This is a genomic window from Actinomadura sp. WMMB 499, from assembly GCF_008824145.1.
GTDB lineage: Bacteria > Actinomycetota > Actinomycetes > Streptosporangiales > Streptosporangiaceae > Spirillospora.
On record NZ_CP044407.1, the window covers coordinates 6,076,930 to 6,097,209 of the forward strand.

The 20,280-nt window shown below is 73.1% G+C and carries 25 protein-coding genes; 19 read left to right on the forward strand and 6 right to left on the reverse strand.

Features of this window, described 5'->3' with window-relative positions; genetic code table 11:
* Positions 1 to 36 precede the first annotated feature (36 nt).
* From F7P10_RS27420 to F7P10_RS27440, 5 genes are all read left to right on the forward strand, one after another.
* Entirely contained in the window at positions 37 to 972 is a 936-nt protein-coding gene (locus tag F7P10_RS27420; RefSeq protein ID WP_151013536.1) for an NAD(P)-dependent oxidoreductase, read from the forward strand.
* Positions 973 to 974: 2 nt separating this feature from the next.
* Positions 975 to 1,406, forward strand: a complete 432-nt coding sequence (locus tag F7P10_RS27425) for a PPOX class F420-dependent oxidoreductase (RefSeq protein WP_151013538.1) — start codon at positions 975 to 977, stop codon at positions 1,404 to 1,406.
* Between the two features lie 113 nt (positions 1,407 to 1,519).
* Entirely contained in the window at positions 1,520 to 2,467 is a 948-nt protein-coding gene (locus F7P10_RS27430; RefSeq protein ID WP_151013540.1) for a tetratricopeptide repeat protein, read from the forward strand.
* A gap of 129 nt (positions 2,468 to 2,596) precedes the next feature.
* Positions 2,597 to 3,253: an AAA family ATPase gene (locus F7P10_RS27435; protein WP_151013542.1), complete on the forward strand. Its 657-nt coding sequence runs from the start codon at positions 2,597 to 2,599 to the stop codon at positions 3,251 to 3,253.
* Positions 3,254 to 3,349: 96 nt separating this feature from the next.
* On the forward strand, positions 3,350 to 4,753 hold the full coding sequence (locus F7P10_RS27440; RefSeq protein WP_151013544.1) for an NAD-dependent malic enzyme: 1,404 nt from the start codon (positions 3,350 to 3,352) through the stop codon (positions 4,751 to 4,753).
* A 28-nt stretch (positions 4,754 to 4,781) separates the two neighbouring features.
* Here the strand turns inward: F7P10_RS27440 and F7P10_RS27445 are convergent, their stop codons facing one another.
* Positions 4,782 to 5,438: a hypothetical protein gene (locus F7P10_RS27445; RefSeq protein ID WP_151013546.1), complete on the reverse strand. Its 657-nt coding sequence runs from the start codon at positions 5,436 to 5,438 to the stop codon at positions 4,782 to 4,784.
* Between the two features lie 203 nt (positions 5,439 to 5,641).
* Between F7P10_RS27445 and F7P10_RS27450 the strand changes: the two genes are divergently transcribed.
* The 3 genes from F7P10_RS27450 to F7P10_RS27460 all read left to right on the forward strand — a co-directional run bounded on the left by F7P10_RS27450 (position 5,642) and on the right by F7P10_RS27460 (position 8,440).
* Positions 5,642 to 6,217, forward strand: coding sequence for a YqgE/AlgH family protein (locus F7P10_RS27450; protein WP_151013549.1), 576 nt, complete (start codon positions 5,642 to 5,644; stop codon positions 6,215 to 6,217).
* 10 nt (positions 6,218 to 6,227) lie between these two features.
* Positions 6,228 to 6,491, forward strand: a complete 264-nt coding sequence (locus tag F7P10_RS27455) for a DUF3039 domain-containing protein (RefSeq protein ID WP_176611677.1) — start codon at positions 6,228 to 6,230, stop codon at positions 6,489 to 6,491.
* 197 nt (positions 6,492 to 6,688) lie between these two features.
* Positions 6,689 to 8,440: a DEAD/DEAH box helicase gene (locus F7P10_RS27460; protein ID WP_151018317.1), complete on the forward strand. Its 1,752-nt coding sequence runs from the start codon at positions 6,689 to 6,691 to the stop codon at positions 8,438 to 8,440.
* An 18-nt stretch (positions 8,441 to 8,458) separates the two neighbouring features.
* Here the strand turns inward: F7P10_RS27460 and F7P10_RS27465 are convergent, their stop codons facing one another.
* From F7P10_RS27465 to F7P10_RS27475, 3 genes are all read right to left on the reverse strand, one after another.
* Positions 8,459 to 8,977 (reverse strand): gluconokinase, encoded by a 519-nt coding sequence (locus tag F7P10_RS27465; RefSeq protein ID WP_151013554.1) that lies wholly within the window; start codon positions 8,975 to 8,977, stop codon positions 8,459 to 8,461.
* Positions 8,978 to 8,980: 3 nt separating this feature from the next.
* Complete coding sequence (locus F7P10_RS27470; RefSeq protein ID WP_151013557.1) at positions 8,981 to 9,562, reverse strand: isochorismatase family protein; 582 nt, start codon at positions 9,560 to 9,562, stop codon at positions 8,981 to 8,983.
* A 76-nt stretch (positions 9,563 to 9,638) separates the two neighbouring features.
* Positions 9,639 to 10,907: a nicotinate phosphoribosyltransferase gene (locus F7P10_RS27475; protein ID WP_254716807.1), complete on the reverse strand. Its 1,269-nt coding sequence runs from the start codon at positions 10,905 to 10,907 to the stop codon at positions 9,639 to 9,641.
* Positions 10,908 to 11,107: 200 nt separating this feature from the next.
* Here F7P10_RS27475 and clpS point away from each other — a divergent pair, with 200 nt between their 5' ends.
* The 11 genes from clpS (at position 11,108) to rdgB (ending at position 18,160) form a co-directional block, all read left to right on the forward strand.
* Positions 11,108 to 11,404, forward strand: coding sequence for an ATP-dependent Clp protease adapter ClpS (gene clpS, locus F7P10_RS27480; protein ID WP_151018318.1), 297 nt, complete (start codon positions 11,108 to 11,110; stop codon positions 11,402 to 11,404).
* Entirely contained in the window at positions 11,404 to 11,970 is a 567-nt protein-coding gene (locus tag F7P10_RS27485; RefSeq protein WP_151013561.1) for a DUF2017 domain-containing protein, read from the forward strand. The genes clpS and F7P10_RS27485 overlap by 1 nt, the downstream gene beginning before the upstream one ends.
* Before the next feature lie 84 nt (positions 11,971 to 12,054).
* Positions 12,055 to 12,486 (forward strand): Mov34/MPN/PAD-1 family protein, encoded by a 432-nt coding sequence (locus F7P10_RS27490; RefSeq protein ID WP_151013564.1) that lies wholly within the window; start codon positions 12,055 to 12,057, stop codon positions 12,484 to 12,486.
* A gap of 45 nt (positions 12,487 to 12,531) precedes the next feature.
* The gene (locus F7P10_RS45165) at positions 12,532 to 12,660 is read left to right on the forward strand and encodes a hypothetical protein (RefSeq protein WP_302851361.1); all 129 of its coding nucleotides are present in this window, start codon (positions 12,532 to 12,534) and stop codon (positions 12,658 to 12,660) included.
* 85 nt (positions 12,661 to 12,745) lie between these two features.
* Positions 12,746 to 13,018 carry a MoaD/ThiS family protein gene (locus F7P10_RS27495; RefSeq protein WP_151013566.1) on the forward strand — a complete coding sequence of 91 codons (273 nt, stop codon included), beginning with the start codon at positions 12,746 to 12,748 and terminating at the stop codon, positions 13,016 to 13,018.
* Between the two features lie 34 nt (positions 13,019 to 13,052).
* Positions 13,053 to 14,000 (forward strand): PLP-dependent cysteine synthase family protein, encoded by a 948-nt coding sequence (locus F7P10_RS27500; protein ID WP_151013568.1) that lies wholly within the window; start codon positions 13,053 to 13,055, stop codon positions 13,998 to 14,000.
* A 154-nt stretch (positions 14,001 to 14,154) separates the two neighbouring features.
* Positions 14,155 to 14,958 (forward strand): thioesterase family protein, encoded by an 804-nt coding sequence (locus F7P10_RS27505; protein WP_151013570.1) that lies wholly within the window; start codon positions 14,155 to 14,157, stop codon positions 14,956 to 14,958.
* A 145-nt stretch (positions 14,959 to 15,103) separates the two neighbouring features.
* Positions 15,104 to 16,000, forward strand: coding sequence for a glutamate racemase (gene murI / locus F7P10_RS27510; RefSeq protein WP_151018319.1), 897 nt, complete (start codon positions 15,104 to 15,106; stop codon positions 15,998 to 16,000).
* Positions 16,001 to 16,039: 39 nt separating this feature from the next.
* The gene (locus F7P10_RS27515; protein ID WP_151013572.1) at positions 16,040 to 16,789 is read left to right on the forward strand and encodes an MBL fold metallo-hydrolase; all 750 of its coding nucleotides are present in this window, start codon (positions 16,040 to 16,042) and stop codon (positions 16,787 to 16,789) included.
* A 34-nt stretch (positions 16,790 to 16,823) separates the two neighbouring features.
* Positions 16,824 to 17,543, forward strand: coding sequence for a ribonuclease PH (rph, locus tag F7P10_RS27520; RefSeq protein WP_151013574.1), 720 nt, complete (start codon positions 16,824 to 16,826; stop codon positions 17,541 to 17,543).
* Complete coding sequence (rdgB, locus tag F7P10_RS27525; protein WP_151013576.1) at positions 17,540 to 18,160, forward strand: RdgB/HAM1 family non-canonical purine NTP pyrophosphatase; 621 nt, start codon at positions 17,540 to 17,542, stop codon at positions 18,158 to 18,160. Before rph ends, rdgB begins: the two co-directional genes overlap by 4 nt.
* A gap of 211 nt (positions 18,161 to 18,371) precedes the next feature.
* On the opposite strand, the gene F7P10_RS27530 is transcribed toward rdgB, so the two are convergent.
* Positions 18,372 to 19,295, reverse strand: coding sequence for an anti-sigma factor RsbA family regulatory protein (locus F7P10_RS27530; protein ID WP_151013578.1), 924 nt, complete (start codon positions 19,293 to 19,295; stop codon positions 18,372 to 18,374).
* Complete coding sequence (locus F7P10_RS27535; RefSeq protein ID WP_254716044.1) at positions 19,295 to 20,185, reverse strand: MEDS domain-containing protein; 891 nt, start codon at positions 20,183 to 20,185, stop codon at positions 19,295 to 19,297. The genes F7P10_RS27530 and F7P10_RS27535 overlap by 1 nt, the downstream gene beginning before the upstream one ends.
* Between the last annotated feature and the right edge of the window lie 95 nt (positions 20,186 to 20,280).

Here is a 20,280-nt window from a genome sequence, read left to right on the forward strand (position 1 = left end):
GACCTTCATATCGGTATGAACGTTCAGGATTCTGCCATGAACACCGATTCGTCCCGAGTGGCGACGCCGGCCGGCACCGACCCCGGCCGCTCCCGTACCCGCACGCCCGTGACCGTCCTCGGCCTGGGGATGATGGGGCGCGCCCTGGCCGCCGCGTTCCTGCGCGACGGGCATCCGACCACCGTCTGGAACCGCACGGCCGCGAAGGCCGGCCCCCTCGTCGCCGAGGGCGCGACCCTCGCCGCGTCCCCCGCCGAAGCCGTCGCCGCGGCCCCGCTCGTGGTCGTGTGCCTCTCCGACCACGCGTCCGTCCGCGCGGTCCTCGACCCGGTCGGCGGCGCCCTCGACGGCCGCACCGTGGCGAACCTGAGCTCCGGGACGTCCGGCGAGGCCCGGGAGACCGCCGCCGCGCTCGCCCGGCACGGCGCCGCCTACCTCGGCGGCGCGATCATGGCCGTCCCCGAGACGATCGGGACCGCGGACGCCCTGCTCGTCTACAGCGGCCCCAGGGCGGTCTTCGACCGGCACGAACCGGTTTTGCGGAGCCTCGGCACGGGAACGTCGCACCTCGGCGACGAGCACGGCCTGGCGTCGCTGAACGAGATGGCCGTCCTGAGCGTGATGTGGCACGTGCTGAACGGTTTCCTGCACGGCGCGGCCCTGCTCGGCGCGGCGGGCGTGGACGCCGCCGCGTTCGCCCCGCTGGCGAAGGCGGGCATCGAGACCACCGCCGGCTGGGTCGCCGACTACGCGCGGCAGATCGACGACGGGGAGTACCCGCCACTGGACGCCACCATCGACACCCACCTGACCACGATGCGGCACCTCGTCGCCGAGAGCGAGGCCCTCGGCGTCGACGCCGCGCCGCCCGCGCTCATCGCGGCGCCGGCCGAACGGGCCGTCGCCGCCGGGCGGGGCGGCGACGGTTACGCGGCGCTGATCGAGCAGTTCCGCAAGCCCTCGGAAGGATGACCATGACCACCACGCAGTTCGACCCGCGCGCCCTGCTCGCCGAGACCCGGCTCGGGGTCCTCGCGACGATCAAGTCCGACGGCGGCCCGCAGCTGTCGCCCGTCACCCCGTACTACGACGAGGACGCCGGCGTCCTCCTCGTCTCGATGACCGAGGGGCGCGCCAAGACGGCGAACCTGCGCCGCGACCCGCGGGCCGCGCTGGAGGTCACCTCGTCCGACGGCCGGGCGTGGGCCACCGCCGAGGGCCCGGTGACCCTCACCGGGCCGGGCACCGACCCGGACGGGCCGGAGGTCGACGCGCTCGTCGACTACTACCGGCGCGCCGCCGGAGAGCACCCGGACTGGGCCGAGTACCGGTCGGTCATGGTGTCCGACCGGCGGGTGCTCATGACCATGACCATCGACCGCGTGTACGGGCAGCGGCTGGGCTGAACCGGCCGATCTCGCCGCCTCTTCCCCCGCCCCGCACTCCGCTGGGAGCGTACGGGCGCACAGGTGGTGCGGGGATGGGGCAGGATGGAGCCATGCCTTCTCGGGACTTTTCGTTGCACGGGGCCATCGATCTGGGTGCCCGCCAGGCGGCCACCAGGAAGCAGCAGGAACGCCGGGCGCAGGCGCAGGCGGGCGGCGGCTCCGCGCCCGCGGGCGCGCCCGGCGGCCAGTACGTCGTCGACGTGACGGACGAGACGTTCAACACCGACGTCGTGGAGCGCTCGCAGAGCGTGCCCGTCCTCGTCGACTTCTGGGCCGAGTGGTGCGGGCCCTGCAAGCAGCTCGGGCCCATCCTGGAGAAGCTCGCCGAAGAGGCGGCCGGGACATGGGTGCTCGCCAAGGTCGACATCGACGCCAACCCGCAGCTCGCCGCGTACATGCAGCAGATGGGCGTGCAGGGCATCCCGTTCGTCGCGGCGGTCGTCGCCGGGCAGCTGCTGCCGTTCCTGAACGGCGCCGCGCCCGAGGCGCAGGTGCGCCAGGCCATCGACCAGCTCTTCGACGTGCTGCGCAAGGAGGGCATCCTCCCGGACGCGCCGGAGGGCGAGGCGGCCGAGCCGGGCGCGGAGCAGCCCGCCCAGCCGCAGGTCGATCCGGTCTACGCCGAGGCCGAGAGCGCCCTGCAGCGCGGCGACCTCGACGCGGCCAAGGCGGCGTTCGAGCGGCTGCTGGCGCAGAACCCGCGCGACCCGCAGGCCAAGCAGGGGCTCGGGCTCGTCGAGCTGAGCCTGCGCGTCCAGGCCCTCGACCCCGAGCGCGCCCTCCGGGAGGGGCAGGAGAAGCCCGGGGACGTGCCCGCCCAGATCGGCGCGGCCGACGTGGAGATGATGTCCGGACGCGTCGACGAGGCGTTCGCGCGGCTCATCGCCGCCGTGCGGGCGAGCGCGGGCGACGACCGCGACGCGGCGCGCAAGCACCTGCTGTCGCTGTTCGACCTGCTCCCGCCGGACGACCCCCGCGTGGGCAAGGCGCGCCGCTCGCTGCAGTCGGCCCTGTTCTGACGGGCGCGTGACCGCGGCCGGCGGCGCGCCGCCGGCCGCCTGTCGGCTGCGCGCCTGTCGGTGCTGCGGGCCTTCCGTTCCGGCGGTGCGGGGACGGTGACGAGTGTGCGGAACGGGCATGAACCGTGCATGGCCGTACGTATCGTGACCATCTCCGCCGCCTTCGGCGCGGCGGGCGGGCTCGTCGGCCCCGCCGTCGCGGAACGCCTCCGGCTGCCGTTCGTCGACCGCGCGATTCCCGAGGTCGTCGCGAGCGAGATCGGCTGCACCCTGGAGGAGGCGCGCACCCACGACGGGCGGGCCGAGAGCGGCCTCGGCCGGATCCTCGCCGGGGCCGCGCGGCTGCCGGTCGTCGCGCTGGGCGGCATGGACGTCATCCCGAACCGCGACCTCGTCCCGCCCGAGGAGTTCAAGGCCCGCACCGAGGACGTGATCCGCCGCGCCGCCGACACCGGCTGCGTCGTGCTCGGCCGCGCGGGCGCGCTCGTCCTGGCCGACCGGCCGGACGCGCTGCACGTCCGGCTCGACGGGCCGCGCGAGCGCAGGATGGTCCGGGCGGCGGCCGAGATGCCCCCGAACAGGGACGCGAGTGCGCCGAGCGGGACGCTCTACCGCGATGTGGAGCGTATGCTCGTGGACAACGACCGCGCCCGAACGGCCTACGTGAAGCACTTCTACGGGGCCGATCCCGCCGATCCGCGGCTCTACCACCTCGTGATCGACACCACGAGGCTGCCCGTGCCCGCCGCCGTCGACCTCGTCGTCGCCGCGGCGGGCACGATCTGAGCACGCTGGGCCGTCCGGGCACGGCCCCGGCGTGCCGCGCCGACCGCGGGCACGTCCGGGACACGGACGTACTCGGGTACAGAGGGAGCAGTTGTCGTGGCGAGCGTGCCGAGCGTTTCCTACTCCATCACGGTCCGGCTGGAGGTTCCGGCCGGAGGCAGGGCGGTAAGCCAGATCACCCACGTGGTGGAGAACGCCGGCGGCATCGTCACGGCCCTCGACGTGAACACCGCTGGGCACGAGACGCTCCGCATCGACGTGACGATCGCGACCCGCGACACCCAGCACGCCGAAGCGATCGCCGGGGCGCTCGAGCAGCTCGACGCCATCAAGATCCACAAGGTCAGCGACCGCACGTTCCTGATGCACCTCGGCGGCAAGATCGAGATGTCGTCGAAGGTGCCGCTGCGCAACCGCGACGAGCTCTCGATGGCCTACACGCCCGGCGTCGCGCGCGTCTCCCTGGCGATCGCCCGCAACCCCGAGGACGTCCGGCGGCTGACGATCAAACGCAACAGCGTCGCCGTCGTCACCGACGGCTCCGCCGTCCTCGGCCTCGGCAACATCGGCCCCGAGGCCGCGCTGCCCGTCATGGAGGGCAAGGCCGCCCTGTTCAAGCGGTTCGCCGGGATCGACGCGTGGCCGATCTGCCTCGACACGCAGGACACCGACGAGATCGTCCGGACCGTCCAGATCCTCGCCCCCGCGTTCGGCGGCATCAACCTCGAGGACATCTCCGCCCCCCGCTGCTTCGAGGTCGAGGCCCGCCTCCGCGAGCTCCTCGACATCCCCGTCTTCCACGACGACCAGCACGGCACCGCGATCTGCGTCCTCGCCGCCCTGACGAACGCGCTCCGCGTCGTCGGCAAGGACCTGTCGTCCGTCCGCATCACGATGGCGGGCGCCGGGGCCGCGGGCAGCGCGATCCTCAAGCTGCTGATGCACGCGGGCGCCCGCGACCTGATCGTCTGCGACTACCGCGGCGCCGTCCACGGGGGCCGCGACGACCTGGACGACTCGCTCCGCTGGATCGCCGACCACACGAACTCCGACGGCTACGCGGGCGACCTGCGCGGCGCCGTCAAGGACGCCGACGTTTTCATCGGCGTCTCCGCCCCCGGCATCCTGACCGGCGACGACGTCGCGACCATGAACGACGACGCGATCGTCTTCGCCCTCGCCAACCCCGAGCCCGAGGTCTCCCCGGACGAGGCCCGCGAGCACGCCGCCGTCGTCGCCACCGGCCGCAGCGACTACCCGAACCAGATCAACAACGTCCTCGCGTTCCCCGGCGTGTTCCGCGGCCTCCTCGACGCCCAGGCCGACGGCGTCACCCTCGACATGCTCGCCGCGGCCGCCGCCGCGCTCAGCGAGGTGGTCACCCCGGAGGAGATCGGCCCGAACTACATCATCCCGAGCGTGTTCCACCCGGACGTGAGCTCCCGCGTCGCGGGCGCCGTCCGCGAGGCGGCCGGCGGCCGCCCCCGCACCGAGGCGTGACGCCCGGCCGGGACGCCCGGCGGGGCGCCTACTTCCGCAGCATCTTCTCCTTGCGGCGCGGCCACACGCCCCCGTACCAGAAGATGATCAGCCCGGTGACCAGGGCGGCGAAGGCGGTGGCGCCGCGCGCCCACAGCACCCCGTCGTCCTGGCCGGTGTAGGGCAGCTCGGACGGGTCGTCGCCGGGCGAGCCCGCACCGGTGCAGTTCGCCTCGACGGTCTCGGACGCGATCCGGTCGTTCGCCCACGCGACCCGCACCCGCGTGCGGCGGTCCTCGCGCACCTCGACGTCCACGGTCCGCGACTCGCCCGCCGCGAGCCGTCCGGGGATCGCCGCCGTGTCGTCGTTCTTCTCGACGCTGAAGTCGGCGGGCTTGCCCCCGGTGTTGCGTACCCGCACCGGCACCGTCCGCTCCGGGCACGCCACCGACCCGATCTCCGCCGTCAGCGCCGCGTTCCCCGAACCCGGCGGCCGGGGCGACGCGCTCCGCGACGGGCTCGGCGACGCCGGCTCCGATCCCGCACCGGACCCCGACCCGGACCCGGACGGCGACGGCGACGGCGAGGTCGTCTGGTTCGACGCGGGCGTCGCGTTCTCCGAGTCGTCCCCGACCAGCGGAGGGATGGCGATGAACGCCGCGAGCGCGAAGAACACGGCGGCGATGACGACCCTGGGCAACTGCATCGCTGTCCTCCCCGGGCCCGCGGGCGCGGGCGGCCGATGTCGCTTACTCATTCTTAACGCGTGCCCTCGGCCCCCGTCGACAGGAATGCTTGACTTACTGGCGGCCCGAGGGGTGAGACATTGCCGGACGAACACCGCGTCCGCGGACACCGACGAGAGAGGGGACGTGCCGCCGGAGGCCGGCGCACCGCATGATGGAACCCATGGAAGACGGCATCAGGGTGGGACTACTGCTCGTCGCGACCCCTCAGCTGGAGGATCCCAACTTCAGGCGCAGCGTGGTCCTGCTGGTCGAGCACGACGCGGACGGCGGCACGCTCGGCGTCGTCCTCAACCGGCCGACCGAGGTCCCGGTGGACCGCGTGCTCCCGCCGTGGGCCGAACTCGTCACCGGACCGTCCGTGGTGTTCCAGGGCGGGCCCGTGGCGCTCGACAACGCGCTCGCCCTGGCGCGCCTCCCCGGCGAGGACGAGCCGCTCGGCTGGCGCGCGCTCGACGGCGGCGCCGAGGTCTCCCGGGTCGGCCTCGTCGACCTGGAGGCCCCGCCCGGCCTGCTGGCCGCCGAACTCCTGCAGCTGCGGGTGTTCGCCGGGTACGCCGGCTGGTCGGCGGGGCAGCTGCACGCGGAGATCGAGGAGGGCGCCTGGTACCTGGTGCCCGCGGAGGCGGGCGACGTGTTCGCCCCCGACCCCGACCGTCTCTGGTCCGACGTCCTGCGCCGCCAAGGCGGCGACCTGGCGTTCGTCGCCACGTACCCTGAGGATCCGACCCTGAATTAAGGTGATTGACGTGAGCACGAAGATCCTTCCCGATGGCGACACCCAGACAGACGTACGGCCGGATCTGTCGCACGGTGACGGCGACCACGAGCGGTTCGCGCATTACGTGAAGAAGGCGAAGATCACCGAGAGCGCGGTGAGCGGCACGCCGGTGATCGCGCTCTGCGGCAAGGTGTGGGTGCCGAACCGCGACCCGAAGAAGTACCCCGTCTGCCCCGAGTGCAAGGAGATCTACGAATCCATGCAGTCGGGCGGCGACAAGAAGGACGACTGACCCCGCCGTTCCCCGCCGGCGTTCCGGGACGACCCGTCCGCGCGGGCGGCCCGGACACGCCGGACACGCCGGGGACGGCGGCGGGCGTGTCGGCTGGTCGCGGTGTGGATCGCGGCACAGGTCGGGGGCGCGGGGCGCGATCTGTCGGTGTTGGTATGTAGCCTGCTATCACCGTGAGCACCTTCGCCGCACCGAGCATGCCCCCCGCGTTCCCCGAACGGGCCGCCTGGGGGACGGCGTCGTCCCTGCGCGCCTGGCAGCAGCAGGCACTGGAGAACTACTTCGGGTCGGACGGGCAGCAGCCCGGCCCCCGCGACTTCCTGGCCGTCGCGACGCCCGGCGCGGGCAAGACGACGTTCGCGCTGCGGCTGGCGCGGGAGCTGATGGAGCGGCGGGCCGTCGTGGCCGTGACGGTCGTGTGCCCGACCGAGCACCTGAAGCGGCAGTGGGCCGAGTCGGCCGCGCGGGTGGGGATCAAGCTCGATCCCGAGTGGCAGAACAGCAGCGGGCCCGTCGGCAAGGACTTCCACGGTGTCGCGGTGACGTACGCGACGGTCGCGGCGCGCCCGGCGCTGCACCGGAACCGGACGGAGTCGCGCAAGACGCTCGTGATCTTCGACGAGGTGCACCACGCGGGGGACGGCCTGTCGTGGGGCGACGCGGTGCGGGAGGCGTTCGAGCCGGCGGCCCGGCGGCTGTCGCTGTCGGGGACGCCGTTCCGGACGGACATCAACCCGATCCCGTTCGTCGAGTACGAGGAAGGGCCGGACGGTGTCCGGCGGAGCCGCGCGGACTACACCTACGGGTACGGGCCCGCGCTGGCCGACGGCGTCGTGCGTCCGGTGATCTTCCTGGCGTACGCGGGGGAGATGCGGTGGCGCACCCGGGCGGGTGACGAGATCACCGCGACGCTCGGGGAGCCGCTCACGCAGGACCAGACGGCGCAGGCGTGGCGGGCGGCGCTCGACCCGAAGGGCGACTGGATCAAGCAGGTGCTCGCGGCCGCTGACCGGCGGCTGACCGAGCTGCGGCGGGCGATCCCGGACGCGGGCGGCCTGGTGATCGCGACCGACCACGAGACGGCGCGGGCCTACGCGAAGATGCTGCGCGCGGTGACGGGCGAGGGCGCGACGATCGTGCTGTCGGACGACCCGTCGGCGTCGAAGAAGATCAAGCAGTTCGGCGACACCGAGGACCGGTGGATGGTCGCGGTGCGGATGGTGTCGGAGGGCGTCGACATCCCGCGCCTGGCGGTGGGCGTGTACGCGACGTCGACCAGCACGCCGCTGTTCTTCGCGCAGGCGATCGGACGGTTCGTCCGGGCGCGCAGGCGGGGCGAGACGGCGTCGGTGTTCCTGCCGTCGGTGCCGACGCTGATGGGGCACGCGGCGGAGCTGGAGGAGGAGCGCGACCATGTGCTCGACCGCCCGGTCCGCGAGGACGGCCTGGACGACGACCTGATCGCCGAGGCGAACAAGAAGGAGGACACGCCGGACGTCGGGGAGGAGCTGCCGTTCGAGACGGTCGAGGCCTCCGCGACGTTCGACCGGGTCCTGTACGACGGCGGCGAGTTCGGCATGCACGCGACGCCCGGGTCGGCCGAGGAGGAGGAGTACCTCGGCATTCCGGGGCTGCTGGAGCCCGACCAGGTGTCGGCGCTGCTGCGCAAGCGGCAGGCGGAGCAGCTCGCGGGGTCGCGGCAGAAGACCGGCGACCCGCGCGCCGACCGGGCCGCCGACCGTACCGCCGCCGAGGACATCGCCGCCCTGCGGCGGGAGCTGAACGGCCTGGTCAACGCGTGGAACCACCGGACCGGGCAGCCGCAGGGCGTGATCCACAACGAGTTGCGGCGCAGCTGCGGCGGCCCGGCGGTCGCGCAGGCGAGCGCGGAGGAGATCCGGGCGCGGATCGCGAAGATCCGCGAGTGGGCGGCGCGGCGCCGCCACTGACCCCCGCGCCGCCGGCGCTCAGCGGTGCAGGTCCGCGCGGATCCGCTCGACGATCTTCTCGGGTGCCTCGTCGACGGGGACGGTGAGGACGTTCTCGTCCGGGTCGGGCCGCTCGTAGTCGGCGAACTGGCTGTCGAGCAGGCCGGGCTTGAAGAAGTGCCCCTTGCGTTCGCGCATCCGGGCGGCGATCGTGTCGCGGTCGCCGTCCAGCATGACGAGCCGGGCGGCGGGGCGGCCGCCGAGCAGGATGTCGCGGTAGGAGCGCTTGAGGGCCGAGCAGGTGACGACGCCCGGCTCGCCGGCGCGGACCCGCTCGTCCATCCAGGCGCCGATCTTGCGCAGCCAGGGCATGCGGTCGGCGTCGGTGAGCGGGGTCCCGGAGCGCATCTTGGCGATGTTCTCGGGGGAGTGGAAGTCGTCTGCTTCGGCGTAGTCCCAGCCGAGGCGTTCGGCCAGCAGCGTGCCGACGGTCGTCTTGCCGCTGCCGGACACGCCGCCGACCAGGATGATCTCGGGGGGATTCACGTCATCGGTCACGGTTCAGGATCTCACCACCGGTGCGCCGGAGAGCGCGACGCCCTCCCGCGCGAGTTCGTCCAGGGCCCGGTCGGTGGTCGGCGCGGCGACTCCGGCCGTCAGGTCGAGCAGGACGGACGTGCGCAGGCCGCCGCGGGCGGCGTCGACGGCGGTGGCGCGGACGCAGTGGTCGGTGGCGATGCCGACGACGTCGACGGTGTCGACGCCGTGGGCGGTGAGCCAGTCGGCGAGCGGGACGCCGTCGTCGTTCGCGCCCTCGAAGCCGCTGTAGGCGGCGGTCTCGCGGCCCTTGCTGAACACGGCCTCGATGTCGGCGAGCGCGAGGTGGGCGTGGAAGTCGGCGCCGGGGGTGCCGATGACGCAGTGCGGCGGCCAGGTGTCGACGAAGTCGGGCTCGGCGGAGAAGTGGGCGCCCGGGTCGAGGTGGAAGTCGCGGGTGGCGACGATGTGCGCGTATTCGGGGCGGTTGGCCGAGATGTGCCGGGAGATGGCGGTGGCGACGTCCGCGCCGCCCGCGACGGCCATCGAGCCGCCCTCGCAGAAATCGTTCTGCACGTCCACGATGATCAAGGCCTTCTTGCCCATGATCGCTCCGTCCCGGTTCCGCGTTGCCCCGACACCTTGGACGCTATCCCAGCCGGGGGCGTGCCGGAACCGCCGGTCAGGGGCGCGGGCCGGCGTCGACGAACTCGGTGGGCAGGGCGGGCTCGCCGCGCGAGAGCTGGACGGCGGGCGCGGGCAGTTCGGCGACGGCGCGGGCGTGCCGGTCGCGCGCGTCCCGCAGCGGTTCGCGGCCGACGATCTCGCCGTCCCGGACGAGCGGGACCTGCAGGACGCGGTCGCGGGGGCCGGGCGCGGGCTCCCCGACGGTGATCGTCTCGGCGTAGGCGGTGCCGTGGGCGTCGAGGCGGCGCACGGCGGACTTGCTGCCGCCCCGGCTGGGCTTGCCGGTCGAGCGCTTGGCGACGGGCCGCATCGGCGCGTCGCCGGCGGGAGCGTCGGCGCGGGCGACGAGCTTGTAGACGAGCGAGGCGGTGGGGGCGCCGGACCCGGTGACCAGGGACGTGCCGACGCCGTAGCCGTCGACGGGCGCGGCGGCGAGGGCGGCGATGCCGTACTCGTCGAGGTCGCCGGTGACGACGATGCGGGTGTCGCGCGCGCCGAGGGAGTCGAGCTGGTCGCGGACGCGGCGGGCCATCACGGCGAGGTCGCCCGAGTCGATCCGGACGGCGCCGAGGGCGGGCCCGGCGAGTTCGACGGCGGTGCGGACGGCCCGTTCGACGTCGTAGGTGTCGACGAGGAGGGTCGTGGATTCGCCCAGGGACGCGAGCTGGGCTTCGAACGCGTGCCGTTCACTGTCGTGCAGGAGGGTGAACGAGTGCGCGCTCGTCCCCGCGGTGGGCACTTCGTAAAGTCGTCCGGCCCGGAGGTTGGACGTGGTGGCGAAGCCCGCGATGTAGGCTGCGCGCGCCGACGCGACGGCCGAACGTTCATGTGCGCGGCGCGAACCCATCTCGATGAGGGGTCGGCCCTGCGCGGCCTGGACCATGCGGGACGCGGCGGACGCGATCGCGCAGTCGTGGTTGAGGATCGACAGCGCCACGGTTTCGAGCAGGACGGCTTCGGCGAACGTCCCCTCGACCCGCAGGATCGGCGATTCCGGGAAGTAGCAGTCGCCTTCGGGGTAGCCCCAGACGTTCCCGGTGAAGCGGTACTTCTCCAGCCATTGGGCCGTGGGTTCGTCGACGATGCCGTTCGAGGTGAGCCAGTCCAGTTCGTCCGTCCCGAACCGGAACGCCTCGATCGCGTCGAGAAGCCGGCCGGTGCCCGCGACGACGCCGTAGCGGCGCCCGGCGGGCAGGCTGCGGGCGAACACCTCGAACACGGCGCGTCGTCCGGCCGTCCCGCTGCGCAGCGCCGCCTGCAGCATGGTCAGCTCGTAGCGGTCGGTCAGCAGCGCGGTGCTCCCGCAGGTCGTTCCCTCACCAACGTCCACAAGTGGCACCCTAAGGCCCGGTGCGGGCACCATGGACCGGGCACCATGGACGTGGAGGCCGGTGCACCTAGCATCGGACGCGTTGGGCGGACCGATCTCGCGGGCGAGAGGGGGAGACGCAGGCCATGAGCGCCATGAGCACGGCGCCCGCACCGGTCGAACTGGAGCGGCCCGACGTCGAGGAGGACGTGCGCGCCGACCGGCCCTGGCTGGCGATCGTCTGGAACGACCCGATCAACCTGATGTCGTACGTCACGTACGTGTTCCAGACGGTGTTCGGCTACGCCAAGCCGAAGGCCGAGAAGCTGATGCTGGACGTGCACCACAAGGGCCGGGCGGTGGTGGCGAAGGGGACCCGTGAGGAGATGGAACGGGACGTGGAGATCCTGCACTCCTACGGGCTGTGGGCGACCGTGCGGCGGGACGACTGATGGCGGACGTGCGCAGGACGCGCGCGGGGGTGCGGGTGCGGCTGGCGGCCGAGGAGTCCGGGCTGCTGCGGTCGCTGATGGAGCAGCTGCTCGCGCTGATCGGCGAGCCGCCCGCGCGGAAGCCGGCGGACCCGGACGATCCGCTCTCCGCGCTCGGCATCGCCGAGGAGGCGGTGAAGCCGGACGACCCGGTGCTCGCGCGGCTGTTCCCCGACGCCTACGGCGATCCGGGGGCCGAGCCGGGCGGTGACGAGGCCGAGGCCGCCGACGACTTCCGCCGCTACACCGAGCTGGGGCTGCGGGACGGCAAGCGGGACGCGGCCGCGACGGTGCTGAAGGCGCTCCCGGACGCGGGCGGGACGGTCGTCCTGGACGGCGAGCAGGCGCAGGCGTGGCTGCGCGCGCTGAACGACGTCCGGCTGGCCCTCGGCACCCGGCTGGACATCAGCGAGGAGTGGTACGACGAGGCCGGTCACCTCGACCGGGACGATCCGCGCACGCCGATGTTCGCCGCCTACGACTGGCTCACGATGCTTCAGGAGGGCCTCGTCCAGGCCCTGCTGTGACGCGGCTCGCGCGGCGCTGGGAGAGTTGTCCACAGGTGCTGGAGGGGCGTGGGGCGGCCGCGGGCTGCGGGGTAGCCTGCGGGCATGCTGACGATCGAACGTTCCCTGGTCGACAAGATCGTCGCGCACGCGCGTGCCGACCATCCCGACGAGGCGTGTGGGGTCATCGCCGGCCCGATCGGGTCCGACCGTCCCGTCCGTTTCGTCCAGATGGTCAACGCCGAGCGCTCGCCGACGTTCTACCGGTTCGACTCCCTGGAGCAGCTGAAGGTGTGGCGGGAGATGGACGACCGCGACGAGGAGCCGGTGGTGATCTACCACTCGCACACCGCCACGCAGGCCTACCCGTCGCGCACCGACATCTCCTACGCCGCCGAGCCGAACGCCCACTACGTCCTGGTGTCCACCCGCGAGGACGCCGACCTGGAGTTCCGCTCGTACCGGATCCTGGACGGCGAGGTGACCGAGGAGGAGGTCGCGATCGTCGACGCCTACCCGGACGCCGGGCAGTCGTGACGGGCGCCACGGAGCGGGACGGCCGGGACCGGTAAAGTGGGCGTCATGTGGACGAGCGGGAGCAGAACGGGCGCGCGGCGCCGCGTCCCGTCCGCCGCGGTGCCCCCCGTGCAGAGCTTCCTGTTCGGGCACTCGCGCGCCGAGGTCGTCTACGACTGTTCGCCCGCGCGCTGATCCTCGCCTGGAATTCCCGCGTTCCCCGCCCTGTTGCAACGGCTTGGGCGGGGAGCCCCCGTACGACCAAAAGGAGATCATCGCGATGGCGATCGAGGTCCGGATCCCGACGATCCTGCGCAACCTCACCGGCGGCGCCAAGTCCGTGGAGGGCAAGGGCGGCACGCTGGACGAACTGTTCACCGACCTGGACTCGCGGCACGACGGCCTGCGCGCCCGGCTGGTGGACGACAAGGGCCTGCGCAAGTTCGTGAACGTCTACCTCAACGATGAGGACGTGCGCTTCCTCGGCGGCCTGGAGACGCAGGTCTCCGACGGCGACAGCGTCACCATCCTCCCGGCCGTCGCCGGCGGCTGAGCCGGTCCGGACGACAACGGAGACGACGAACGACATGCGTTTCGAGTCGCTGCTGGACTCGCTCGGCGGTACGCCGCTGGTCGGGCTGCCGCGCCTGTCGCCGAGCGAGGACGTCCGGATCTGGGCGAAGCTCGAGGACCGCAACCCGACCGGTTCGGTGAAGGACCGGCCCGCCTTCTACATGATCGACAAGGCCGAGAAGGACGGGCTGCTGACACCGGGCTGCACGATCCTGGAGCCGACGTCGGGCAACACCGGGATCTCCCTCGCCATGGTCGCGAAGCTGCGCGGCTACCGGATGGTGTGCGTGATGCCGGAGAACACCTCGGCGGAGCGCCGGCAGCTCCTGGAGATGTGGGGCGCGGAGATCATCTCCTCGCCCGCGGCGGGCGGGTCGAACGAGGCCGTCCGCGTCGCCAAGGGCCTGGCCGCGGAGCACCCCGACTGGGTGATGCTCTACCAGTACGGCAACGAGGCGAACGCGCTCGCCCACTACGAGACGACCGGGCCGGAGCTCCTCGCCGACCTGCCGACCCTGACCCACTTCGTGGCGGGTCTCGGCACCACCGGGACGCTGATGGGCGTCGGCCGCTACCTGCGCGAGCAGGTGCCCGGCGTGAAGATCGTCGCGGCGGAGCCGAGGTACGGGGAGCTGGTGTACGGGCTGCGCAACATCGACGAGGGGTTCATCCCCGAGCTGTACGACGACTCGGTGCTGACCACCCGGTTCTCGGTGGGCTCGGCGGACGCGCTGCGCCGCACCCGCGAGCTGCTGGAGCAGGAGGGCATCTTCGCCGGGATCTCGACGGGCGGGGCGCTGCACGCCGCGATCGGCATGGCGCGCAAGGCCGTCAAGGCCGGGGAGCGGGCCGACATCGCGTTCATCGTGGCCGACGGGGGCTGGAAGTACCTGTCCACCGGCGCCTACGGCGGCACGCTGGAGGAGGCCGAAGCGGCGCTGGAGGGTCAGCTCTGGGCGTGACCCCGCGGCTCCCGGGTCAGTGGCGTGACGCTACTCATATGGGCGGTCCGTCCGGCAACCGGTAGGGTTCGGTTTCGAACGCGATTCTAGAACCGTTGGAACCGGCCCGGCCGGGCGGACGCCCGCCGCCGCGCGGTGGAGCAGGAGTGCATCAATGAGCGTGTTCGCGGACGCCACCGCGGTCCGGCGCACCGGCGAGGGCCGGTACGAGGTCGACGTCCACCCCGGCTACTGCATCGGCGCGGCGCCCAACGGCGGCTACCTGATGGCCCTGCTCGCCCGCGCCGCCGTGGACGTCTCCCCGCACGCGCACCCCGTCGCGACCGCCACGAACTTCCTCCGGGTCGCCAAGGCCGGCGCCCCCGCGGAGATCGTCGTCGAACCGCGCAAGGAGGGCCGCACCGCGGCGACGTCCCTGGTCGGCCTCGTCCAGGACGGCAAGCGCATCGTGGACGCCCTCATCACGACCGGCACCCTGGAGGACGGCGTCGACCCCGACTGGGTCGGCGACCCGCCCGCCGTGCCGCTCCCGCCCCTCGAGGAGTGCACCGGCGCCCGCTCGCCCGGCGACACCGGCGGCTTCGCCGACCACGTCGACATGCGCTTCGACCGCACCACCATGGGCTGGCTCGACGGGAACCCGTCCGGCCGTCCCGAACTCCGCGCCTGGTTCCGGCTCCCCGACGGGGAGGAGCCCGACGCGTACGTCCTCGCCCTCGCCGTGGACGCGCTGCCGCCCGTCTCCCTGAACCTCGGGGCGAACGGCTGGGCGCCGACCGTCGAGCTGACCTGGCACATGCGCGCCGTCCCCGCGCCGGGCTGGCTGTCCCTGCACGGCTCCGGCCGGCTGCTGACCGGCGGCTGGTTCGACGAGGAGGTCGAGGTGTGGGACTCGGCGGGCCGGCTGGTCGCGCAGAGCCGGCAGCTCGCCCGCGTCCCCAAGGGCGGCTTCCGGTAAGGCCGCGATTTCCCCGGCGTTTCTCCTGAGAATTCCACCGGACCGGACGCGCGGCCATGAGCAGGTGAGTTTTCGGCCGTGTGGCGGTGTGATGTCCAACGCATGACGCACCCGTGGGTCCGTACGTCGCCTAGCCTTGATGACCATGTCAGATGCCGGTTCGCCGAGCGGGGACGAGCCCGCGCTCCTCCCGGCGGAGGCGCCTCCGGATCCGCTCGGAGAGTTTCCGCTGGACGCCCCCATCGGGGTCTTCGACAGCGGTTTCGGCGGCCTCACCGTGGCCCGCGCGGTCCTCGACCAGCTGCCGAACGAGCCGCTCGTCTACCTGGGGGACTCGGCCCGCCAGCCGTACGGGCCGCGGCCGATCGCGGAGGTCCGCGCGTTCGCGCTGGAGATGCTCGACGCCCTCGTCGACGAGGGTGTCAAGATGCTGGTGATCGCCTGCAACAGCGCCAGCTCGGCGATGCTGCGCGACGCCCGCGAACGCTACGACGTCCCGGTCGTCGAGGTGATCAACCCCGCCACCCGGCGCGCCGCCCGCGCCACCCGCAACGGACGCGTCGGGCTGATCGCGACGCGCGCCACCGTGCAGAGTCGCGCCTACGAGGACTCGTTCGCCGCGGCCCCGCACATCGACCTCGTCAGCGCCGCCTGCCCACGGTTCGTCGAGTTCGTTGAGGCGGGAGTGACGGCCGGGCAGGAACTGCTCGACGCGGCGCGGGAGTACCTGGAGCCGATCGTCGACGCCGGATGCGACACCCTCATCCTGGGGTGTACGCATTACCCGCTTCTAACCGGCGTCATCTCGTATGTCGTCGGAGACGGGGTCACACTGGTGTCAAGCGCCGACGAGACCGCCAAGGACGTGTACCGAGTGCTCCACGACCGGGGACTGGCCCGCGCCGAGGGGACGCCCCCGCCGCGGCACCGCTTCCGCGCGACCGGCGACCCCGAGGTGTTCGCCGAACTCGGACGCCGGTTCCTGGGACCGGAGATCGGCACGGTCGAGAGCACCCTCGATCGGGCCCTGACCACCGGATGACCACCTGATTCCTCGGGGGACGCAGAAGGAGGAGTGAGCGTGCGGGTCACTGTGATCGGCTGCTCCGGCAGTTTCCCTGGGCCGGACAGTCCCGCGTCCAGCTATCTCATCGAGGCCGAGGGGTTCGCCATGCTCCTCGACCTCGGCAACGGTGCGCTCGGCTCGCTGCAGCGCTTCCACTCCATGTACGAGATCGACGCCGTGTGCATCTCGCACCTGCACGCCGACCACTGCCTCGACCTCTGCGGGTACTGGGTGGCGCGCACGTACCGGCCGAGCGGCCCGCCGCCGCGCATCCCGGTGCACGGGCCCGAGGGCACGGCCGTCCGGATGGCGAAGGCCTACGACCTCGACCCCGATCCCGGGATGTCCGAGACGTTCGACTTCCGGACGCTGCCGCGCGGCCCGTTCGAGATCGGCCCGTTCCGGGTCACGACCGCGCTCATGCCGCACCCCGTCGAGGCGTACGCGTTCCGCATCGAGCACGACGGCCGCGCCCTCGCCTACTCGGGCGACACCGGCCCGTCCGACACCCTCGTCGACGTCGCCCGGGACGCCGACCTGTTCCTGTGCGAGGCGTCGTTCCTGGAAGGCCCCGCCCTCCCGTCCGAGCTGCACCTCACCGCCCGCGAGGCCGCCGAGCACGCCGCGCGCGCCGGCGCCGGACGGCTCGTCCTCACGCACCTGGTGCCGTGGAACGACGCGGACGTGTCCCTCAAGGAGGCCAGGTCCGCCGGCTACGGGGGCGACATCGAGCTGGCCCGGGTCGGCACCCGCTACGACCTGTGACGGGGCGGCCCGGGCAGGCCTTAGGGTGGTGCGCATGCCTCGCCCCGATGATCGTGCGCCCGACCGCCTCCGTCCCGTCCGCCTGCAGCGCGGCTGGCTCGACCACGCGGAAGGGTCGGTGCTCGTCGAGTTCGGCGGCACCCGGGTGCTGTGCGCGGCGTCCGTGGAGACCTCGGTGCCCCGCTGGCGGCGCGACAGCGGCCTCGGCTGGGTCACCGCCGAGTACGCGATGCTGCCCCGCGCCACCAACACCCGCAACGACCGCGAGGCCGTCAAGGGGAAGATCGGCGGCCGCACCCACGAGATCTCCCGGCTGATCGGCCGGTCGATCCGCGCGTGCATCGACTACAAGGCGCTCGGCGAGAACACCGTGCGGCTCGACTGCGACGTCCTGCAGGCCGACGGCGGCACCCGCACCGCCGCGATCACCGGCGCCTACGTCGCCCTCGCCGACGCCGTCACCTGGATGCGCGACCGCGGGCTCATCAAGCGCGACCCCCTCACCACCTCGGTCGCGGCCGTCAGCGTCGGCGTCGTGCACGGGGAGGCGCGGCTCGACCTCTGCTACGAGGAGGACTCGGCCGCCGGGACGGACATGAACGTCGTCTGCACCGGCGAGGGCAAGTTCGTCGAGGTCCAGGGCACCGCCGAGGGCGCCCCCTTCGACCGCGCCGAACTGGACGCGCTGCTCGACCTCGCGGCGGACGGCTGCGCCGAGCTGACCCGCCTCCAGGCGGAGGCCCTCGGCCGATGACCCGGATCGTGCTCGCCACCCGCAACCAGGGCAAGATCGCCGAACTGCACCGCATCCTGGACGGCATCGACGTCGCCGGCCTCGCCGAGTTCCCGGACGCGCCGGACGTCCCGGAGACCGAGCCGACGTTCGAGGGCAACGCGCTGCTGAAGGCCCGCGCGATCTGCGCGCACACGGGCCTGCCCGCCGTCGCCGACGACTCCGGCCTGTGCGTGGACGAACTGAACGGCATGCCCGGCGTGCTGTCGGCCCGCTGGTCCGGCCGGTTCGGCGAGGCCTCCGGCGACAAGGACGCCGCGAACCTCCGGCTCGTGCTCGACCAGCTCGCCGACGCCCCGGACGAGCGGCGCGGCGGCGCCTTCGTGTGCGCGGCGGCGCTCGTCCTGCCCGGCGGCGTCGAGCACTGCGTCGAGGGCCGGATGCGCGGGACGGTCGCCCGCACCCCGCGCGGCACCGGCGGATTCGGCTACGACCCGGTGTTCGTCCCGGAGGGCGAGACCCGTACGACGGCGGAGCTGTCGCCTGCGGAGAAGGACGCGATCAGCCACCGCGGCCGCGCCTTCCGCGCCCTGGCGGGCATCCTCCCGAAGGCCCTCTCCGCCGCCGGCCTGACCTGACCGGCGCGTCGCCTCGACCCGTCATTCTGGGGGGCGACCCCCCAGCCCCCCCGGCAGGGGCGGCCGCTGAGGCGCCGCCCTCCACTCCGCAGGCTCCGCTCCGGGCGTCGCCTCAACCTGTCATTCTGGGGGGGCGACCCCCCAGACCCCCGGCAGGGGCGGCCGCTGAGGCGCCGCCCTCCACTCCGCAGGCTCCGCTCCGGGCGTCGCCTCAGCGGCGGGCGCGGATCCGCACGAACGTCCCGTCCCAGCCCGTGCGCAGCTCCATCAGGTCGACCAGCAGGCGGACGGTCCAGAGGCCGAAGCCCGGTTGCAGGGCCGTGTCCGGCGGGATGAACCCGGTGAGGGGGCTGGGCGCGGGGCGCCAGCAGCCGTTGTCGCCGATCTCGCAGACGAGGTCTTCGCCGTCGGCCCACACCCGCAGGCCCGCCGGCGGGGTGCCGTGCTGGAGCGCGTTGGCGGCCAGTTCGTTCACGGCGGTGACGAGGTTGAGCGTCCGCATGCGGTCGAGGCCGTGCGCGTCGGCGCGGCGCTCGACGAACGTCCGCATCGCGTGCAGGTCGGCACCGTCGATGATCAGGTGGTCGGTGCCGGCCGGACGGTCGAAGGAGCGGGCCCGGTCGCATTCGGCGCCGAACACCTCGGGCCGTACGTACTGCGAGTTGGAGTCCGAGCGGCCGTCGCGCAGGACGGTCGGGTGCGTGCGGCTCGCCTGCCGCACGACCTCGGCGGGCAGCGTGGCCTCGTCGTAGGGGCACAGCGCCCGCGCCCCGGACTCGCCGAACACCACGTTGATCAGCGATTCGTAGCGGATCCACTCGCGGGTCTGCCGCTCGTCCCAGCCGTCCCACACCGGCTCGGCGAGCGCGCACACGCTGCGCGGGGCGCTGGCCTTCACGATCTCCTGGTAGTCGCGGAGGGTGTGGACGGGGTGCCGGTAGAACGCGGCCGAGTCCCGGAAGGTGATCGCGTCGCCGTGCTCGGCGAGCGTGTCGCGCAGTGCGGTCAGGTGGGGTTCGCGCGCGACCGCGACGACCGCCTGGCCGGCTTCCAGCCCCGCTTCCAGGAACGGGACGGTCGTCGACAGGAAGTCGTCGGTGCCCGTGTACACGAACGCCCTGTGCTCCAGTGTCATCAGGCCAGGTCCTCCGTCTCGGGCATCCGTCCGCGGCCGGGGGCGAGGCCCGGGAGCCGGTGCCAGCCGACCATCTCGATCACGTTCTCGACCTCGGGCTGCAGCCCGTCCAGGATCAGCGCGTCGTCGCCGTCCAGGGCGACGGCGTGCCGCACCAGCAGGTGCAGGCCGCGCAGGTCGATGAAGCGGAGCCGGGACAGGTCCAGGTGGACGCCGCGGCGCCGCCCGTCCGGTCCCCGGCTGACCATCGCGAGCTTCTCGGCGAACGCCGTGTGCCGCGCCGCGTCCAGCTCGCCCTCGATGCGCAGGCCGTCCGGTTCGAAGGTGCGGACGATCCGCAGGACGTTGTCCTCGTACTCGGGGTCGATCTCGACCAGCACCTCGTGGGTGTCGCGCAGCGCGGCGAGCTGCTCGGGCGGGCAGGCGTGCCGGTCGATCTGGCACACCGCCATCGCCATGGTGCTGGGCGAGACGGCGTCGCCCACGCGGTGCTCGCAGCCGAGGACGCGCGGCAGGTCGGCGGCGCCGGGGCCGTTCAGCAGCCAGCTGTAGTCGGTGGTGAGGCGGACCGCGCGGAACCCCTGCTCGAACGTGGCCTCCACCTCGCGGGCGATCGTGTCGAGCATCATCGCCGGCTCGAACGCGCCGCCGCGGTTCAGGCAGGCGTCCCGCCGCGAGATCACGCGCAGCTGGCGGGTCCGCTGGACGGCCGCCACGTCGACGGCGCCGTCGCCGAGGCCGGGCAGCCGGTCGGCGGGTGCGTCGGTGACGTACACGACCTTCTCGTTCGTCGCCAGCCCCTCGCGCACGAACGGGCCGATGACCCGGTCGCGCTCCTCGAAGCCGGTGTAGGCCAGCCAGCCGTGATCGCCCGGCCGGACTTCGCTCACGGGTCGCTTGGCGAACCAGGGTGTCTCCATGGCCTGCCCATCGAGGTCGTCGTGGATTCGTCCAGAGTACGCCGTTCGGCGGTGATGGGAAGCTC

Excerpts from the sequence above, each read along its gene's own strand:
- F7P10_RS27420 (WP_151013536.1), top strand. The coding sequence starts at position 37 with ATGAACACCGATTCGTCCCGAGTGGCGACGCCGGCCGGCACCGACCCC.
- F7P10_RS27425 (WP_151013538.1), top strand. The coding sequence starts at position 975 with ATGACCACCACGCAGTTCGACCCGCGCGCCCTGCTCGCCGAGACCCGG.
- F7P10_RS27435 (WP_151013542.1), top strand. The coding sequence starts at position 2,597 with ATGGCCGTACGTATCGTGACCATCTCCGCCGCCTTCGGCGCGGCGGGC.
- F7P10_RS27445 (WP_151013546.1), bottom strand. The coding sequence starts at position 5,438 with ATGCAGTTGCCCAGGGTCGTCATCGCCGCCGTGTTCTTCGCGCTCGCG.
- F7P10_RS27450 (WP_151013549.1), top strand. The coding sequence starts at position 5,642 with ATGGAAGACGGCATCAGGGTGGGACTACTGCTCGTCGCGACCCCTCAG.
- F7P10_RS27460 (WP_151018317.1), top strand. The coding sequence starts at position 6,689 with ATGCCCCCCGCGTTCCCCGAACGGGCCGCCTGGGGGACGGCGTCGTCC.
- F7P10_RS27470 (WP_151013557.1), bottom strand. The coding sequence starts at position 9,562 with ATGGGCAAGAAGGCCTTGATCATCGTGGACGTGCAGAACGATTTCTGC.
- F7P10_RS27475 (WP_254716807.1), bottom strand. The coding sequence starts at position 10,907 with ATGCTGCAGGCGGCGCTGCGCAGCGGGACGGCCGGACGACGCGCCGTG.
- clpS (WP_151018318.1), top strand. The coding sequence starts at position 11,108 with ATGAGCACGGCGCCCGCACCGGTCGAACTGGAGCGGCCCGACGTCGAG.
- F7P10_RS27485 (WP_151013561.1), top strand. The coding sequence starts at position 11,404 with ATGGCGGACGTGCGCAGGACGCGCGCGGGGGTGCGGGTGCGGCTGGCG.
- F7P10_RS27490 (WP_151013564.1), top strand. The coding sequence starts at position 12,055 with ATGCTGACGATCGAACGTTCCCTGGTCGACAAGATCGTCGCGCACGCG.
- F7P10_RS45165 (WP_302851361.1), top strand. The coding sequence starts at position 12,532 with ATGTGGACGAGCGGGAGCAGAACGGGCGCGCGGCGCCGCGTCCCGTCC.
- F7P10_RS27495 (WP_151013566.1), top strand. The coding sequence starts at position 12,746 with ATGGCGATCGAGGTCCGGATCCCGACGATCCTGCGCAACCTCACCGGC.
- F7P10_RS27500 (WP_151013568.1), top strand. The coding sequence starts at position 13,053 with ATGCGTTTCGAGTCGCTGCTGGACTCGCTCGGCGGTACGCCGCTGGTC.
- F7P10_RS27505 (WP_151013570.1), top strand. The coding sequence starts at position 14,155 with ATGAGCGTGTTCGCGGACGCCACCGCGGTCCGGCGCACCGGCGAGGGC.
- murI (WP_151018319.1), top strand. The coding sequence starts at position 15,104 with ATGTCAGATGCCGGTTCGCCGAGCGGGGACGAGCCCGCGCTCCTCCCG.
- rph (WP_151013574.1), top strand. The coding sequence starts at position 16,824 with ATGCCTCGCCCCGATGATCGTGCGCCCGACCGCCTCCGTCCCGTCCGC.
- rdgB (WP_151013576.1), top strand. The coding sequence starts at position 17,540 with ATGACCCGGATCGTGCTCGCCACCCGCAACCAGGGCAAGATCGCCGAA.
- F7P10_RS27530 (WP_151013578.1), bottom strand. The coding sequence starts at position 19,295 with ATGACACTGGAGCACAGGGCGTTCGTGTACACGGGCACCGACGACTTC.